General features: G+C 28.3%; 20 protein-coding genes. 6 read left to right on the forward strand and 14 right to left on the reverse strand.

Going from position 1 to position 18207, the window contains the following annotated elements; all coding sequences use genetic code 11:
• The first annotated feature begins 101 nt into the window (after nucleotides 1–101).
• Together PF569_07225 and PF569_07230 are read left to right on the forward strand one after the other, a co-directional pair.
• The gene (locus tag PF569_07225) at nucleotides 102–620 is read left to right on the forward strand and encodes a VTT domain-containing protein (GenBank protein ID MDA3856027.1); all 519 of its coding nucleotides are present in this window, start codon (nucleotides 102–104) and stop codon (nucleotides 618–620) included.
• A 93-nt stretch (nucleotides 621–713) separates the two neighbouring features.
• Complete coding sequence (locus PF569_07230) at nucleotides 714–974, forward strand: hypothetical protein (GenBank protein MDA3856028.1); 261 nt, start codon at nucleotides 714–716, stop codon at nucleotides 972–974.
• Between the two features lie 12 nt (nucleotides 975–986).
• On the opposite strand, the gene PF569_07235 is transcribed toward PF569_07230, so the two are convergent.
• The 7 genes from PF569_07235 to PF569_07265 all read right to left on the reverse strand — a co-directional run bounded on the left by PF569_07235 (nucleotide 987) and on the right by PF569_07265 (nucleotide 7223).
• Nucleotides 987–1958 carry an SLAC1 anion channel family protein gene (locus PF569_07235; GenBank protein MDA3856029.1) on the reverse strand — a complete coding sequence of 324 codons (972 nt, stop codon included), beginning with the start codon at nucleotides 1956–1958 and terminating at the stop codon, nucleotides 987–989.
• Nucleotides 1959–2162: 204 nt separating this feature from the next.
• Nucleotides 2163–3488, reverse strand: a complete 1326-nt coding sequence (locus tag PF569_07240) for a Ni/Fe hydrogenase subunit alpha (protein ID MDA3856030.1) — start codon at nucleotides 3486–3488, stop codon at nucleotides 2163–2165.
• Nucleotides 3488–4357 (reverse strand): hypothetical protein, encoded by an 870-nt coding sequence (locus PF569_07245; protein MDA3856031.1) that lies wholly within the window; start codon nucleotides 4355–4357, stop codon nucleotides 3488–3490. The genes PF569_07240 and PF569_07245 overlap by 1 nt, the downstream gene beginning before the upstream one ends.
• Nucleotides 4357–5196 (reverse strand): FAD/NAD(P)-binding protein, encoded by an 840-nt coding sequence (locus PF569_07250; GenBank protein MDA3856032.1) that lies wholly within the window; start codon nucleotides 5194–5196, stop codon nucleotides 4357–4359. Before PF569_07250 ends, PF569_07245 begins: the two co-directional genes overlap by 1 nt.
• Nucleotides 5193–6182: a 4Fe-4S dicluster domain-containing protein gene (locus tag PF569_07255; protein ID MDA3856033.1), complete on the reverse strand. Its 990-nt coding sequence runs from the start codon at nucleotides 6180–6182 to the stop codon at nucleotides 5193–5195. Before PF569_07255 ends, PF569_07250 begins: the two co-directional genes overlap by 4 nt.
• Before the next feature lie 56 nt (nucleotides 6183–6238).
• A complete protein-coding gene (locus PF569_07260; protein MDA3856034.1) occupies nucleotides 6239–6613 on the reverse strand; it encodes a hypothetical protein in 375 nt (124 codons plus the stop codon).
• 1 nt (nucleotide 6614) lies between these two features.
• A complete protein-coding gene (locus tag PF569_07265) occupies nucleotides 6615–7223 on the reverse strand; it encodes an urease accessory protein UreH (protein ID MDA3856035.1) in 609 nt (202 codons plus the stop codon).
• Nucleotides 7224–7413: 190 nt separating this feature from the next.
• Between PF569_07265 and hypF the strand changes: the two genes are divergently transcribed.
• The gene (hypF, locus tag PF569_07270; protein MDA3856036.1) at nucleotides 7414–9600 is read left to right on the forward strand and encodes a carbamoyltransferase HypF; all 2187 of its coding nucleotides are present in this window, start codon (nucleotides 7414–7416) and stop codon (nucleotides 9598–9600) included.
• Here the strand turns inward: hypF and hypE are convergent.
• From hypE to PF569_07300, 6 genes are all read right to left on the reverse strand, one after another.
• On the reverse strand, nucleotides 9597–10586 hold the full coding sequence (hypE, locus tag PF569_07275) for a hydrogenase expression/formation protein HypE (protein MDA3856037.1): 990 nt from the start codon (nucleotides 10584–10586) through the stop codon (nucleotides 9597–9599). The two genes, hypF and hypE, sit on opposite strands and share 4 nt — an antisense overlap.
• 2 nt (nucleotides 10587–10588) lie before the next feature.
• A complete protein-coding gene (hypD, locus tag PF569_07280) occupies nucleotides 10589–11596 on the reverse strand; it encodes a hydrogenase formation protein HypD (GenBank protein ID MDA3856038.1) in 1008 nt (335 codons plus the stop codon).
• On the reverse strand, nucleotides 11593–11799 hold the full coding sequence (locus PF569_07285) for a HypC/HybG/HupF family hydrogenase formation chaperone (protein MDA3856039.1): 207 nt from the start codon (nucleotides 11797–11799) through the stop codon (nucleotides 11593–11595). Before PF569_07285 ends, hypD begins: the two co-directional genes overlap by 4 nt.
• A 55-nt stretch (nucleotides 11800–11854) precedes the next feature.
• Nucleotides 11855–12379, reverse strand: a complete 525-nt coding sequence (locus tag PF569_07290) for a hypothetical protein (protein ID MDA3856040.1) — start codon at nucleotides 12377–12379, stop codon at nucleotides 11855–11857.
• A 365-nt stretch (nucleotides 12380–12744) separates the two neighbouring features.
• On the reverse strand, nucleotides 12745–13041 hold the full coding sequence (locus tag PF569_07295) for a metallophosphoesterase family protein (GenBank protein ID MDA3856041.1): 297 nt from the start codon (nucleotides 13039–13041) through the stop codon (nucleotides 12745–12747).
• Nucleotides 13042–13096: 55 nt separating this feature from the next.
• On the reverse strand, nucleotides 13097–13465 hold the full coding sequence (locus PF569_07300; protein ID MDA3856042.1) for a hydrogenase/urease maturation nickel metallochaperone HypA: 369 nt from the start codon (nucleotides 13463–13465) through the stop codon (nucleotides 13097–13099).
• A gap of 118 nt (nucleotides 13466–13583) precedes the next feature.
• Here PF569_07300 and PF569_07305 point away from each other — a divergent pair, with 118 nt between their 5' ends.
• The 3 genes from PF569_07305 to PF569_07315 are packed head-to-tail and all read left to right on the forward strand — an operon-like array spanning nucleotide 13584 to nucleotide 16950.
• Nucleotides 13584–15317 carry a 2-oxoacid:acceptor oxidoreductase subunit alpha gene (locus PF569_07305; GenBank protein MDA3856043.1) on the forward strand — a complete coding sequence of 578 codons (1734 nt, stop codon included), beginning with the start codon at nucleotides 13584–13586 and terminating at the stop codon, nucleotides 15315–15317.
• Nucleotides 15314–16237, forward strand: coding sequence for a thiamine pyrophosphate-dependent enzyme (locus tag PF569_07310; GenBank protein MDA3856044.1), 924 nt, complete (start codon nucleotides 15314–15316; stop codon nucleotides 16235–16237). Before PF569_07305 ends, PF569_07310 begins: the two co-directional genes overlap by 4 nt.
• Nucleotides 16238–16290: 53 nt before the next feature.
• Complete coding sequence (locus PF569_07315) at nucleotides 16291–16950, forward strand: CAP domain-containing protein (protein MDA3856045.1); 660 nt, start codon at nucleotides 16291–16293, stop codon at nucleotides 16948–16950.
• A gap of 6 nt (nucleotides 16951–16956) precedes the next feature.
• Here the strand turns inward: PF569_07315 and PF569_07320 are convergent, their stop codons facing one another.
• Nucleotides 16957–18207 (reverse strand): hypothetical protein, encoded by a 1251-nt coding sequence (locus PF569_07320; GenBank protein MDA3856046.1) that lies wholly within the window; start codon nucleotides 18205–18207, stop codon nucleotides 16957–16959.

Consider the following 18207-nt stretch of genomic DNA (forward strand, 5'->3'; position numbering starts at 1 on the left):
AAATTTTTAGATAAAAATAGAAAATTTGTTGTTGTATATACTCAATCGGATGAAGCCTTATATTAAAAACATTTATAAATATTAAATGTTATAACTAAGTAATGAAGAAAAGATTGTTGAAATTGAAACTTATTTTGTCAACATTTACAGTAATTCTATTAAGTCTTGCTTTAATGAACAATCTAGTTTCAGGAGATGAAACTAATTTGTTGACTTTTTCCATAGTTAATTTTTTATCTTATCTATTTTTTTTACTCCTTCCTGCTGAAGGCTTTTTTATTTATTATTTAACTCAAAATAATAATCATACATCAATTTTAATTGTTACAATATCTACTGCAATCATAGCTCAGATTAGTGATTATGCTTTAGGATATCTTGCTGCAGAAAATATTGCAGTAATGATTAAAAAAGAAAGATATAATCGATATAGAAATTGGATGATTAAATATGGATATTATGCTATTTTTTTTTTTAATTTAATGCCTTTATCTTCACCAATTGTAGTTTTAATTTCTGGAATTATGAAACTTAGACTAAGAAGAGTTATTATTGTAAGTTTTTGTGGACTTACTTTAAAGTATTCAATTATTGTTATTTTTTATAACTTAATAATTTAGATGAATTCTAAATTAATAAAAAAATTTCTCATTTTAATTAATCCTTAAATAATAAGACAACAGATTTATAATAATATATAATTCTTAACTAATATGGATGGTAAAAATATTATAATTATATTAGGATTTCTAGTCATTTTAGGATTGATATTTACAGTTATTAATAATTCTTTAAATGAAAAAAATAATCCTTGTAATTTGAAAATGGAAGGACTTGGAACTTGCAAAGTTAATTATTTTGGATTTGAATATGATTCTTTGAATAATGAATGTGTAGAAAAAAATATTAATGGATGTGATGCACAAATTCCTTTTCATGAAAAGGATGTTTGTGAAAATAGTTGTGTTAATTAAAAAATAAAAAAATTATTCTTCAATGCATATTCTTTTCTTTGAAATTGCATATATAGTTCTTACTAATAATAATACTAAAATTACTACAAATAAAAAGAACATAATTGCCGCCAAATATTTGAAAAATATTTCTCCAGATAAATGATAAAATAATATTGTTGCAATTGTTATTGCTGCAAGTGGAAAAGAATATACCCACCAAGATAAATAAAAATCTATCTTTGAAAACATTTTGTATTGTGCAATTATTAAAATGAATAAGAATAATGCTAAGAAGTATAGGATTTTTGCAAATGCATCAAATTCTCCCACTAATTTAATATAAGCTATAAATCCAATTGCAGGTGGCGCAAAAGCTATAAAAAATGTTGGTACTAATTTTGATTCAAGTGGTTCATGAAAGATTATTCTATTAATAAAAATTACGAATAGAATTAACCAGAATACTAAACCTATACTAAAAAAGAACCATGAGATATATTCATTAAAATGTACAATTCCTGCAATAGGTAATAATATATTTCCAACTATAGGTACAAACCATGCTGGAGACATATGCTTGATTTTAAATTTATCTTTGTTGATCCAAAATGATAATATTGTAATTGTGAATCCAAATTGAAAAATAGCTCCAATCACCCATAAATACTTTGAAATTGTTAAATCAATTGTTAAATAAATTATACTTAAAATAATAAACGATTTTGCAATGAGTGGGAAAAAATTCATTTTAACTGGATGGTGAAATTCGTTAACTACATCTTTCCTATATTTAATTAATTTAATTAAATAAAATAATGTGATAATTACAAAAATGAAATTTGTGAAATACAATGAATATGTACTAAATATAGAATTTAATTCAAATAATTCTTCTATTTTCATTAGTAATAAAGTGAAACCTGTCATCCCTACAATTATTGCAAAAAAAGAGATTGGAAAGTTTTGTAATCTTAATAAATTAATTTTATTTTCTTTTTTCATAAAGAGTATATATGTATAACCCTTCATAAAATTAATTCTGAAGTGATGTAATAGATAGAAAAATCACAGAAAGAATTATATTTATTCTTCATCCCAGTTGACTTTTAGAAAGTGAGTTGAACAACTAAAACAAGTCAAGAAATTTGGAAGCAAATTTCTAAGCCTTTGTGAGACTATGCTTACACAAAGTGTCAAATGCTCAAATTATTCTTCATCCCAGTTGACTTTTAGAAAGTGAGTTGAACAACTAAAACAAGGGTCAAATGCTCTTACTAGTTTTTCGATTTCTAATTTTAAATCATCTTTATCTTTTTCAGGTTCTTTTTCAAGTATTTGATTTAAATAACCTTTTACATTTATTTCCATGTCTGCTAAGTTCTGAACTGTTGGAGTTATTATATTTGCAGTTGTAAGTATTCCTTCTTTGTTAAATGTGTAATCATGAAATAAAATTCCTCTTGGAACTTCTATTGCAGAGATACCATGATAAAATTCTTTATCTCCTAATTTTGGAACTATAGGAGTTTCATATTTGAATTTATTATTTTCAATTATTTCAATTGCTCTCTCTACCCAATGAAGTATTTCAAGTGCTTGCGCTAAGTTTTGATCAAATAAATTACTTGAAGGGAAGTTGATTTTTAATTTTTTGATTATAGCCTTTGTTGATTTTGATAATTTATCAAAGGAATTATTCATTCTTGCAAGTGCCCCAGTTGCAAATTCTTTCCCTTGAATTGATGCAAATTTTGCAGTCGAATTATTGTGAAAATATTCATTTAAAAAATCTTTATAATTTTCTGGTTTGAATTTTAAACCTGTATTAGAAATTATTTCTCCAGTATGAAGTGGGAATGTTTTATGATTATCCAAACTAATAAATACAGTATCATCTCGATTATAATCTGGAACTTTTAGTGATGCAAATAATTCAATTGTTTTCTTTGTTAAAGGTAAAACATCTTTTAAATTTTTTAGAAGTTCATCAAATTTTTCTTGAGGATGAACATTTGTAAATCCACCTGGAACCGGAACAAATGGATGCATATCTCTACCACCAATTAGTTTTACTAATTCATTACCAACCCTTACAATTTCTAAACAATCTTTAATTTCTTGATTGTATTTTTTTGCCATATCAATTGCGGATGAATAACCAAGATAATCAGGAAGGGAAAAAAAATAAATATGTGATGTATGAGACCTTATTCTCTCTCCAATTGTTATTAATTCTCTTAACAAATCTGTTTGAGTTGTAGCTTTGATTCCAAAGGCATTTTCAATTGCTTTAATAGATGCAATTGTGTGTCCACATGAACAGATTCCACAAATTCTTGAAGTAATCATTGTAATCTCATCAAATTTTCTTCCTCTGATTAAACCTTCAAAATATCTAGCTCCTTCAATTGAATGAACATGTGCGTGTTCTACTTTTCCATCTTTTATTGATACATCAACTTCAGCATGACCTTCTACTTTAGTTATATGATTTAAAGTTATTTTTCTTGTTTGTGTTTTTTCTTGTGTCATTATTTATCATCCTCCTTTTTTACAAAACTATTACCTTTCTTTTCAAGATTATAGGTAGGTACTCTACAAAACATATCGTGAATTGGAGCATTTACTATTTCTTCCTTGTTCTCTAAAAGTTTTTGAAATTTAACTCCTGCAAATCTATTTAAATGAGAAAATATAACTTCTCGCTTTAGACCTTTTGATTCTAATAATTTGAAGTATGCCTCAAAATTTGTATCAGTATATGGACCACGACATCCAATACAAGGATAATTCATTTCAGGACACATCACTGAGCAGTTTCCAAAAGTTACTGGACCCATACACTCAATCCCTTTCTCCAGAAGACATCCTACTTCTCTTAGATTACATTCATAGCAAACAGGTTTTTCATAGACCTTGAAATCTCTTCCTAAAAGAGTTGCTTTCATGAATTGTAAAAATTCGGCTTTATCCATAGGACAACCTCTAATGTATCCATCAACTTTAACAAACTCATCAATAGGCATTGGGTTTAAAGATTTCATTTGTTCTAATTCTTCTTTTTGATAAACTGAAAGTTCAATATTTTTATTGTTTATAAAATTTTTAATTGCTGGAACACATCCATCTGTTGCGCATGAACCTATTGCAATTAATTTTTTTGTTCTGATTCTTAATTTTTTTAAATCTTCTAAATCTTTTTCACATACAACTACTCCTTCTAAAAAAATAATATCAAAATCTTCACCAAGTTCATCATTAATTTCAGCTCCTACTGGAAATGATGCTAGGTTTACAGTATCAAGCATTGCCATCAAATCGGATTGATATAGAATATGCAATTGACAACCCATACATCCAGTTATTCCATAAATTCCTACTTTAGGTTTCCTAAGTGCCATTATCCTTTATACCCCTCAATCTCATCATACCTAAAGACTGGTCCATCAGTACAACAGTATTTATCCTCAATCATACAATGTCCACATCTTCCAACACCACATTTCATATGCCTTTCTTCAGAAATATAAATTTGATCTTTGTTAAATCCTTTTGAAGTTAGAAGATCGCAAACTCCTTTAATCATTGGAGGTGGTCCACAAACAAAAACCACTTTATTTTCATTTGAATCTGTAACCCCTGATTCCAATAAATCTGTTACAATCCCATGCTTTGCTCTAGGATGCTTATGTTTTTCAGAAATTACTAAATCAAGTGTTGAAAACTTATCCCAATTATTATAATCTGAAGTGAAAAGCATATCTACCATTCTTTTAAATCCAAAAAAAATATCTAAACTACCAAAATCTTTTCTTTTCTTTTTCATGTATTCAATTATTCCTCTAACTGGTGCACTTCCACAACCACCTCCTACAATAATTACATTATTCCCGTGAAATGAATCCATATCATATCCATTACCATATGGACCTCTTAAACCTATCATTTCTCCTTTTTTTAAAGAACATAAATGAGATGACACATTACCTACCGATTTAACACTCATTTCAAAATATTCTTCAGAATAAGAACATATAGATATTGGTGCCTCACCAATCCCAGGTAGAGATACTTGCATAAATTGTCCAGGATTATGTTTAATAGGCATATTGAATCTTAATAAATATTCATCCTGAGTTTGTTTAGTAATTTTATCTAATTTGAAAAATTTAACATCACTTTCAGATTGTAATATGCTTTTCGAAAATCCTTCTAATTTTGTAAATTTAATTTGACTCATTTGTTTTCACCTCTAGTTTGATTTGCTTCATTTACTAATTCAATCCAATCAATTTTATTTGGACATCCCCTAATACATCTTCCACATCCAGTACACATAAGCTCCCCAAATTTTTTTGGAAAATAATCTAATTTATGAAAAAATCTATGTTTGAATCTGTCTACTCTTTCATTTCTGAAAATATGTCCACCTGCAACTCCTGTGAAATCCTTATACATACATGAATCCCATTTTGCTACTCTGACTCCAGATTTTAGATCTAAATTAGACTCATCTTCTACATCAAAACATAAACAAGTAGGACAAAGTGTTGTACAATCACCACAACTTAAACAATCATCACTTCCCTTTCTCCAAATATTATTCATCTCAAATAATTCAGAAATATTTGTTGAATCTAATCTATTTTCACATCTAGGAAGACCTTTTGAATATTCTTCTGTTTTTAATTTTAGCTTAGATAGGATTTCTTCACCTTTTTTAGAATTAGTTTTTATATGATAATTACTTCCCTTTTCAAATAGACATACATCATAATAATCTTTTAAATTTAGAGAATCACAGAAACAATATTTATCTTGAGTTTCGTCACACCATAATCCTACAAGAGTTATATGTTCTCTTAATTTTTTGTAATTTTCATTTGCTGGTTTTTGTTCTAGAAATAGTTTATCATTTACAAAAAACGAATTTAAGTCGCAAAGTCTTAATCCAAATAAAACTCTTTTTTCATTTATTCTTGGCTTCATAATTTTTATGCCATTGTATTCGAATAAAACTTGCTTTGCTGGGAATACGAATTTTTTAGCAGAATACCAAAAAATTCCTTCAAATTCAACTTCTTTTATATCCTTAACATTTTCAAACCTTAACCAGTTCTGATCTTTTTTTGGAGCAATGATATCACCATATTTTTCAAGAACTTTAAACAGTTTGTTTAAGTCTTTTTTTGGTAGGATATATCCATCTTTATTTTGTGTGTACATTATAGTAAAATTCCCACATAATTACTTTAAATTAATTGATAATTATTATATAGGAGTTAAATAGTCACAAGTATATTCTCAACTTCTTTTTTTAGATATTTATAATCAGAATTTCCAAAAGGAATACCTATTATTTTAACTAGTTTTACTTGACCAGTTTCTTGCATCAATTTAAGATAAAAACCTAAGTCTAAATCATGACAAGTTAGAGAATTTGCAAGTACTAAATCATCTATTTTGTCTATTAACTTTACTTTTTTTAAACCCTTTACAACATCTAGAATTATCAATTCCTCACTTGCATTTAAAATCTCATTTGGTGACTCTGCATGAATGAATTCGAAGTCCTTTGTTTGAATTATTTTTGCTAGTTCTTTTGCTACTTCATCACCTTCAAAAAATTCATTTCCAAATACAAATATCTTTCTCATTTTATAATATAAATAAACCTTCTATAATTCCTACTTCGTAAATTAAAATAATACCTACTAAAATACTTAAAATTCCAGCAATTTTTGGAGTCCAATTATTACTTGAAATTTTATTAAATAGAAAGTATAGAACTAAACTTACACAAAACATTCCTATCATTGAACCAAATCCAAAGATCAAGATATAAATTAAACCTTCTAAATTATTTTGAATGGATGTCAAAATTAAAAGTATTAAAGCTGCACTTCCTGCAAGACCATGAATCATTCCAATTCCTAAAGATTTTTTATTTGTATCAATTGATTTTAGTCCTAATTCTAATTTTTTATGAAATGAACCAAGTCCTAAAATTATTAACATAATACCAACACAAAATTCTAAAAACAATGCTAGAGTTTGTGGAAGAGTAATATTTAAGATTAAAACTAAAAATCCTACAAAAAATAAGGTTATAGTGTGTCCTACTCCCCAAATTATTCCAAGTTTTAACGAATTAAAAATACTTTTCGAACTTGCAAGTAATGTATTTACTGCGACTATATGATCTGCATCAAAAGCGTGTTTTATTCCGATAAGAAATCCTATTCCTAAAAATAAAAAAAATTCCATTAGAAAAAATATATCAATCATTTTTATAAACTTTTTCTAAAATAAAAAATAAATAAAAATCTTAAAATCATAATCAATTTAGAATTTAGAACAATAAATATTTAATAAATTGAAACATTTATAATCCATTACAAGGTCTTTCTAGATACTCACAAAGTTTTATAAAAATTGTAAATAATTATATATTAAGTTGTATAGAATTAGAGTTTTTGGGATTGTGCAAGGTGTAGGATTTAGACCTTTTATTTATAATGAAGCTATAAAAAACAATATAAAAGGAACAGTTCAAAACACTGGAGATGGTGTTGAAATTATTTGTAATAATAAAGAATCAATATTAAGGATTTTGAAAACACCTCCAAAGCTTTCAAAAATTGAAAAAATAAAAATTGAAGAAGTTTTAAATTTGCCTGATTTTAAAGATTTTAAAATACTTGAAAGTGAAACTAGTAATTCTTACTCTCCAATTCCTGCTGATTTAAATTTATGTTCAGATTGCATTAAAGAAATGTTTGAAGTGAATAATCAAAGGTATAAATATTTTTTCATTTCATGTATTAATTGTGGACCGAGATATTCTATAATAAAATCAACACCATATGACAGGAAGAAAACTACTCTAGATTTTTTTAATATTTGTAAGTTTTGTAATGAAGAATTTAAAGACCCTACAAATAGAAGATTCCATGCACAAACAATTGCATGTCCTGATTGTGGACCTCAACTTTCTTTGTACAAAAATGGAATTAAGATTGAAGGTAGTTGCCCAATAGAAGAAGTAGCTAAATTAATTAATAAAAATGAAGTTGTTGCTATTAAAGGAATAGGAGGATTTCACCTTGCTTGCTCAATTGAAGATGAAGCAATTTTAAGATTGAAGAAAATAACTCAAAGATTCCATAAGCCTTTTGCACTTATGGTAAAAAATGTTGCAATGATTGAGGGGTATGCAAAAATTAGTAAAAATGGACTTGAGCTTTTACAATCAAAAGAGAGGCCAATTGTTCTTCTTGAAAAGAAAGACTCAAATATTCTAAAAGAGATAAGTGAATTATCTAGTCTAGGTTTTATGCTACCTTATTCAGGAGTTCATTATTTATTATTTGAACATCTTGATTCTCCTATTGTTTTAACATCATCTAATTTGCCATCTTTCCCAATTACCACTAAAAAAGAAGAGCAATTTACAGATTATGTCTTAGATTATAATCGAGATATTTCAAATAGTGTTGATGACTCAATTATTAAAGTAATTGGAAATGAAAAACTGATAATAAGGAGAAGTAGAGGATTTGCACCAAATGAGATTGAAATTCCTAAGAACTATCTAAATTTTTCAGAAGATATTTTAAGTGTGGGAGCTGAACTGAAGAATACTTTTTGTATTAAAAAAAATGATAAATTAATTCTCTCAGAACATATTGGAAATACTTATAATTTGGAAAATTTTGAAAACTTCAAATCTAGAATTTTTAAGTTAATGGAATTTACAAAGTCCACCCCAAAAATAATTTTGAGAGACTCAAATGTAAACTTTAATACTTCACAATTTGCAGAAGAATTTTCAAAAGAGAAAAATATTGAACTATTCAATATTCAGCACCATATTGCTCATGGTTTTTCTGTTGCACTTGAACATGATTTGAAAGATTTTTTAGCTATTGTTTGTGATGGTTTAGGGCTTGGAGAGGATGGGACTGCTTGGGGAGGAGAAGTATTTCATAATGATAAAAGAATTGGACATTTAGAATATCAAAGTTTGGTTGGTGGCGAGATAGCAAATAAAGAACCTAGGAGAATCTTAGTTGGGATTTTAGCTAAATTTATGAAACTTAATGAGATTGAAAAAATATTAGGTGAGAGTTTAGAAATTAAAACTTATTTTGAACAAAAAAAACAAAATTTTAATTGTGTTGAAACTTCAAGTGTTGGAAGAATCCTAGATTGTGTTTCTGTTCTTTTAGGATTCTCAGATAAGAACTATTATGAAGGTCGAGGCGCTATGCTTCTTGAGTCAAATTCTAGTTCAAAAATTAAATTATTTTTTGAACCAATTATTGAAAAAGAAAATAATTTATTTATTTTGAAAACTACTCCACTATTTGAATTCATCAAAAATAATCTTGATAAAATATCAAGAGAAGAACTTGCTCGTTTCGCGCAGATTTATATTGCAAAAGGATTATTTGAGATTGCGAAAAAATATGATGAAAAATTGCCAGTAGTTTTTAGTGGAGGGGTTGCATATAATGAAATAATAACCTCATTTATGATTAAGAATAAAGTATTGTTAAATAAAGATATTCCTTGTGGTGATGGAGGAATTAGCGCAGGACAAATTGCATACTTTTTATGGAAAGAGAAAAATAAAAATTAACAAATTCTAGGAACTATTTTTCCTGAAGGCATTTGAAGAATTCTTGAACCTAAAGATGTTTTTAAAATTACTTTTCCTTGCTTGTTTGAAGTAGATTTTACTTCCCCGATTATTTGCGCCATTTCGTTAAACTTTTTTAATTCCTCCAAAACCTTATTTGAATTATTCTTACTTACAATAGTTATAATTCTTCCTTCGTTTGCTAACTCTAGAGGATCAAGTCCTAAAAGATTACATGCAGTTCTTACCTCTTTTTTTATAGGAATTTTTGAGTCTTCAAGTTCTATCTCGATTCCTTTTTCATTTGATACTTCATTTAGAACTGATGCAATACCTCCTCTAGTTGGATCTTTTGCAAATTTAATTAAGTTTCTAATTTTTTTCATTTCAAGATATATTGATTTTGAGTCAGAGATTATTTGTGTTTGAAAATCAAACCTTTGAGACAACAATGCTACAGCATGTTCACCAATACCTCCAGAGATTATAATTTTATCTCCAGTTATAATTTCTTCATCTATTATTTTTTTAGTAATACCTACACCTGAAACATTTATTACAATTTTATCTATTGCTCCTTTTTCCATAACTTTTGTATCACCAGTTACAATTGGAATTTGTTGTTCTTTTGAGATTTTATTTATTGACCCCATTATTTCATTTAGAGTTTCTATATCAAATCCTTCTTCGATGATTAAAGACAATGAAAGACCAACCGGGTCAGCGCCCATAACTGCTAAATCATTTATAGTACCACAAATTGCTAGATGACCTATATCTCCTCCGGGAAATTTTATAGGATTTACTACAAAACTATCAGTTGTAAAACAAAGTGTATCTTTATTTGGAAGTTCAAATGTTGCAGAGTCGTTAGTAAAATTTTCCCATTTATCTCCTCGGTATAAATTACCTAAAAATGAATTCAATAAATCGTTCATTTCCCTTCCACCATTTCCTTGTTCTAAAGATATATTCTTTTTTTCCATTTTTATTTTACATATTTAAACGCAATCCCGCATGCGCCTTCAGTTTCTGAAACCATGCATGCTCCAATTGGATTTTGAGGAGTGCAAACTTTGCCAAATAATTTACAGTCTTTTGGTTCACATAATCCTTTAATTATTTCACCACATCTACAAGCAGGGTTTGAAAATGATTTTACATTTTTTAATATGTTTGCATATTTTATTTTTGCATTGATTTTATCATTTTTTGGTTCAAGACCTGAGTTTTTTAAAATCCCCAAACCTCTCCATTCCGAGTCGATAAGTTTCATGTTATCTCTTATAATCTTTCTTGCTTTAGGATTACCATCTTCTTTAACAACTTCAGTATAATCATTTATTACCTCATTTTTTCCTTCTTTGATTAGAACTAATAATTTATATATTCCTCTTATGATTTGTTCTTTTTTAAAACCTGAGATTACTTGAGGAACTTTTAATTCATCAAATACCTTACTACCAATTATACATGCAACATGTCCTGGGTCTATGAATCCATCAACCTTTGTTTTTGTAGTTATTTCTCTCATTGGAGGAGGCATAATTTTATGAGCAGAATATACACAAATTCCTTTTTCTAAAAGATAAGCAGTCATAGGAGTTGTTGTTTCAAAACCAATTCCAAAAAAAACTCTATGTTTATTTTCATCTTTTAACATCTCAGTTGCAGTATAAATCATCTTCACATCTGCTCCAAGAGATTTTGCTTTTGCAAGCGAGAGTTTAGTTCCTGGAACATGCATCATATCTCCATAAGAAGCAACAGGTATTCCACTATTTGCTAGAGCTATCATATTATCTATATCTTTTTGTGATGTTACACATACAGGGCATCCTGGCCCAGAGATTAAATGAATATTTTTTGGAAGAATATCTCTTATTCCATATTTCATAATAGTATTTGTATGGCCTCCACAAACTTCCATTATAGTTATTGTTCTATTATCGAATTCTTTTGCAATTTCTTCTATTTTTTTTAGGTAAATATTCATTCTTCATCATATAATAAATTATACATACCTTCTGCTTGTTTCTTATCTACTACTTCAATTGCAAAGCCAACATGAACTAGAACATAATCACCAATTTTACATTCTATGAAAGAAACATTTGCCTCTTTTTTTATCCCACCATAATCAATTATGGCATTCTCGCCATTAATTTTTTCAATTTTACCTGGAAGAGCTAAACACATATATTATTTAAAAAGAATTGAGTATATAAAGTTTTTCCACACGAACCTTGCAGCATTATTCTTTTTTCCAAATATCTTTCATGATTAATTCTTTTAGATCTTTGTCATTAAAGTATTCACCATTTCTATGATTATATTCTGTTTCAACTTCAACTAAAGAATATGAAATTTTATTATTGATTTTTTCAATCAGATAACCTTTATTTCCAACTGCTCTAATTAGTGGTGTATCAAAAGGAGTTTTCATTTCATATGTTGTGTGAAGATGACCATCAATTGTAATTTTTGCTAAAGATGATAGCATTGCTGCAACATAGAGTGTAGGCATTTCATTTGCCTGCCTATCATCACGCCAAGCGCCTTTCCCTATTTGTCCATGTGTTAAAAATAAATCTAAGTTATCAGTATTATTTGGCATTATTCTTATCCAATCCATATCGTCTTTAATTTCTGATTCTTGAAGTTCTTTGGAAATATTTTTGAACAGAATTCTTCTATCTTCTCCTCTTTGATGTGAAAACATTTCATTTAATTCTTCTTCAGAATATATCTCTGAAAGAAATGGCAATAGAGCATTCACATTACTTACTGCGGCAGTTTTAATCCCATTAATATCTAATACTCCTTTTTCTTTTCCTAAATCTGAGATTAGTGATTTATTTTCTAAATATTTTTGAATTAGTTCAGGAAAATAAATTGGTTCATGGTTGCCATTTAGAAAATATGTTTCTACTTTGTATTTATCTATTAATTCTGCAAGTTTTTTGCATGTTCTTTTATTACTACATTATAGAGCGCTCTTAATTTAATTTTGTGATTTGAAATTATGTATTTTACTTCTTTTTCTATTTTAGAATTTGTATCTTTTAATTTATTTTGAAACTCTTTAGATTCAATAATTTTTACAATTGAAATAAGTTGCTCTTTAGCCTCTTCTTTTTGCTCTTAAGGTATTTGTTTGAGAAGTAAATCTATTCTTCCACCTGCTTGAGCAATTTGCTGATATGTTGCATAGGATTGAATTTCCTCAGAGGTTAGTAGTTCATTTGGTTTTTCATTAGTTATTTCATAAGGAAATTTTAAGTCTAATGATTTAGCAAGTTCTTCAAAATTATAATCACCAATCACATCACCATTTATTACGAATGGAATTTTGTTAATTTTTGCATACTCGAAAAGCTTTTCTAAAGCTTCCCAATTTGCATGATGATCAGAACTTACAAGAAGTTTGTTTTTATTCATATTTATTTTTCTAAAAGATTATTTATATTAGTTTGTAAAGAATTAGAAAAAAGAATTACTCTTCTTCCTTAGCTTCATCTTCATATTCTGAGTCGTACTCTTCATCAACTTCTACTTCTTTTAGAGTTATATCTTTACCATCTAAAATTGTAGGAAGAGATTGGGCGCATTTAGGACATTCATAAATATTATTATCATGTAATTGTTGTAGAATTTTTGGTTCTCCTGTATATCCACATTTACAACTAATAGTTGCTTTTTTTGAAATTACTTCAATTTTCCAATCTGTTAATTTCTCCATTACTTCTTTCATTTCATCTGCGGGAAGATGACCTAAATCTCCTACTTCGATTGTTAATGACTTTACTTTTCCATAAGTATTTGCATCAGCAATTATTTTTTGTGCTATTGTTTGTTCATGCATAATAGTTTGTAAAAAAAACATTATTTAAATCTTTCGAGTAATACTAGACAATAAACAATAATTTTCTACTCCAAAAAGATGAATAAATGTTAATAAGTATATATTATAAAAATTATATATGAGTCTAAATAAAATCTCTATTAAAATAGGAGGTCCTGCAGGGTCTGGAGTTTTTACAATTGGTCTTTTGCTTTCGAAATATTTTCAAAGAGCAGGATTAAATGTTGTATATACTACTGATTATCCCTCTCTAATCAGAGGAGGACATAATACTTGCTGCGTTAGAGCAGAGAATGAAGAAATTAATGCTGAAGTTTTGAACCATGATGTTTTAGTTGCACTTGATGATTTAACAATCACTGAAGATTTGAAACAATTAAACAAAGGAGCAGTTTTAATCTGTGATACAAAATCTACTTTTGAATCAGCAGATTATCAAGTTCTAAAAGTTGATTTTGATAAATTACTTGATGGAATGGATAAAAGATATTTCAATACTATTGCTTTTGGTTGTGTTATTGGTTTAATGGGTGAGGATGGAGATATGCTGAGAGATGCACTTGCAACTCATTTTAGAAAAAAATCTCAAGAAGTTGTTGAAGAAAATCTGAAAGCTGCTCAAGTTGGATACGATTTTGCAAAAGAGTTCTGTGTTCAAAATAATACTGGATTTTTAGGAAGAATTACTAAGACACAAAATTCTTTAGGAAATACTGTTTTTATGTCAGGAAATGATGCTGCTTGTGTTGCTGCTGTTAAAGCTGGAGTTAAATTTGTTGGAGAATATCCAATGACACCTTCTACTTCATTTTTACATTACATGGCTGCTCATGAATTAGATTACAATATTACAACAAAACAAACTGAAGATGAAATTGCTGCAATTAATACGGCAATTGGTGCTAGTGTTGCAGGAGTTAGGGCAATGACTGCTACTTCAGGTGGAGGTTTTGCATTAATGAATGAAGCTATTGGTTTTGCAGCTATTGCTGAAGCGCCAGTTGTGGTTTTTGAGTGTATGAGAGGAGGTCCTTCAACTGGAATTCCTACATATACTGACCAAGGAGATTTGAAATTTGTAATTAATTCATCACAAGGAGAGTTCCCTATGGTTGTTTTAGCTCCAGGAGATATTGAAGAATGTTTTGAAGAGAGTTTTAATGCATTTAATTTAGCAGATATTTTACAAACACCAGTTATTGTTTTATTAGATAAACATCTTGCTGCATCTCATTTTACTGCTAAAAGATTTGATACTTCTAAATTAAAAGTAGATAGAGGAAAATACATCAATCTAAGTGATGAAGTTTTAGCTAATAATAAAAGACATGAATTTACAGAGGATGGAATCTCAACTAGATTCAATCCAGGTCAACCTGGTGGTATATATACTAGTTCATCTTATGAACATGATGAAACTGGGTACACTTGTGAAGATTCTGAAAATCATGTAAAAATGATGGAGAAGAGGTTTAAGAAGTATGATGCAATTCCTAAAGAATTGTTAAGACCTAAGATGTATGGACCGGAAGATGCTGATTTAACTATTGTTGGTTGGGGATCTACTAAAGGTGTAGCATTAGATGCAATTAAGTACTTGAACTCTGATGGACTTAAAGTAAACTATATGCATTTTGTATACATCAATCCTTTTGATAATGAAGAAGTTAAGAGTATGCTTGATAGTTGCAAAGATACAATTATTCTAGAAGCAAATTACACTGGACAATTAAGAGATATTATTAGAGAGAAAACTGGTTTCTACATCGAGAAGACTTATTTCAAATATGATGCAAGACCATTTTATTTTCAAGAAGTCTACACTAAGATTAAGGAGGTATTGAAAAAATGAATGAAGAAATAAAAATTGAAGATGTGAATTTTGTTGGAGGAGATAATCTTAAATTTAGCCTTTTAGATTTAGATTCTAAGCATGAGAGTCAATGGTGTCCTGGTTGTGGAAATTATGGTATTGTTATGGCAGTCAAGAATGCAATTCTTAAATTAGGTATTAATCCTAAGGATGTTCTAATTGTTTCAGGAATTGGTTGCGCTTCTAAGTTCCCTCATTATTTGAAAACTTATGGGATAGAGACTATTCATGGAAGAGCACTTCCAGTTGCAACTGGAGCTAAACTTGCAAACAAAGATTTACATGTAATTGTTGTTGGTGGAGATGGTGATGGTTATGGTATTGGTATGGGTCATTTAATGCATACTATGAGAAGAAATATTAACATTACTTATTTAATTAATAATAATGAGATTTACGCTTTAACTAAAGGTCAAACTTCTCCAACTACACCTAAAGGAAAGAAGACTGCTTCAACTCCTAATGGTTCAATTGAGACTCCAGTTAATCCAATGGCTCTAGCTATTGGTGGTGGTGCTACTTTTATTGCAAAGAGTTTTAGTGGTGATATTAATCATATGAGCGATACTATTGCTCGAGCAATTGCTCATAAGGGTTTCTCAATTATTGATATTGCGCAAATCTGTGTATCATTTAATCCTTCAATGAATTTTAAATGGTATAAAGATAGAATTTATAATATTGATGATTTACCTGATTATAATAATAAGAATAAGTCTTGGGGTATGATTCATGCTCTTGAGAGTCAAGATGATAAGATTGGAATTGGAATATACTATCATAATGATGATGACAGAGAAACCTATATTGATGATCTGCCAGAAGATGAAAAATTATCTCTAGTAAGACAAGATATAAATGATATTGACATTGAAAATATCCTTGATAACTACGAGTAGAGAAATCTCTTATTTTTCTTAAACTTTTTAAATTCTGAAATATTCTAATATATATGAAGAGAATAAAACTTAAAAAAAGATCACTTTTCCAAATATTTCTAATTATGATTTTATTTTATTTTGCTATAACTTATACTTTTATTAATAAGAATACAATTGCTGAGCAATTTGAAATTATTAAAGAGAGTGGAGTGTTTTTTGCAAAATCTGCAACCTATAAAGTTCTTGATTTAGAGAATGATAATATAGGTTATGATAAATCGACATATGAGATTGAACTTTTAGTTTTTGATGAGATTAATGATATTAGAGAAGATAAAGGACTTAATCGTTTAATATGGGACGCTCAACTTTCAAGACTTGCTAGAGAGCATAGTTTTGATATGGCGCAGTATGATTATTTTAATCATTCCGATTTATTTGGAGATGGACCAACACAGAGAGCAGAGAGATTAGAGATTAAAATTACAATTGAGACTAAAGATACCATTTATACTGGAATTGGTGAGAATATTGGATATACTCCTAGAGGATTTGTTGATGATTTGGGTGTAATTATTACAACAAAAGATATTTCCTCAGGCACAATTTATGAATGGATGTTATCTGAACCTCATAAAGAAAATATTCTCAAAGAAGATTATTTGTATACAGGTATTGGTGTTGCTTATGATGGAAAAGATGGGTATTTGATTACTCAAAATTTTCAATAAAAAGAATTATTTTTTAGATTTTTTCAAACCATATCTATATCCAACAATTAAACCTATAACTAAAAATATAGCGTAAAGTGCAATTCTCAATGTTAAACTCTCACCAGGATTTGCTGTTGATATATCATTAACCATAATGGAAATTGTCTCATCTTCTGTTAAAACATCTCCATTTACTACTGATCTAATTTGTAATTTTAATTTGTATTCTTTAGCCTGAGCATCTTCATCAACTTCAATATTAAATATAACTTCACCTTCATCATTTACATTCATTTTTCCAATGAAATCAGACTTGTCTGCAAAATCAAATGGTTGAGATGAATCTTTAAATATTTGAATTGATGTTGAATCACTATCTCCTGAACCAATATTTTGAATTTTTAAATGCAAATCAGCTTTCTTCCCAGGTACTAATTCTGGAGCAACAAATTCTAAAATTTTGTACTCAGGTCTTGCAAAGATTGCAATGTTGAAATCTTTAACTTGAGTTTTAATTTCATCTTGTTGTTTTTCATCAGATTCTTTGTATTGAATATTTAATTTAGCTAATTTATTACCTTTTACTAAACCTTCATTAGTGTCTAAATAAAACTCTGCAATTTTTGAAGCACCTGCATCAATAGTTCCAAGGTTTGCTCTAGTTGAATAACCAAAACTTTCTTCGAATCCTTCAGGAATAGATAAATCTAAGATTACTTGTTCTGCTGCTTCATCTCCAATATTTACGATTTCTAGTTTAATTAAACCCTCATCGTAGTTTGCAATTAATTTATTTGGACTTGTCTCAACTTTTCCAATAATTAAATTAGGAGATTTATCTTCATCAACTCTAATGTCAAATTCGATTTCTTTTGTAACGACTAAATTAGAAGATGTTTGATACATTTTTAACTCATATACACCTTCTAAAGCACCTTCATCAACTTTTAATTTGTAATATAGAATGTAGTATTCTTTATCATCACTATTACCTACCCAATCACCTAAATTTTTAATAGCTTTATCGCTACTATCAAAACTAAAAGGATATTCCGGTACTAATTCATACTCAATATCTTTTAATTCTTCATTACCTTCCTTTTCGATTTTAAATCTTAATTCAACATAGTCTCCAGGTTGCGCTGGGTCTGGGTCTTGATTAAGCAAAGTCTCTGTTAATTTTGAATAAGAAAAATCTTCTGCAAATGTAGTTGAGGAGATTCCTAACAAAACTAATGTTAATACTAATAAATTTTTAATTAATTTGTTTTCCAT

Source organism: Candidatus Woesearchaeota archaeon (assembly GCA_027858315.1).
Classification (GTDB): Archaea; Nanobdellota; Nanobdellia; order Woesearchaeales; family UBA583; genus UBA583.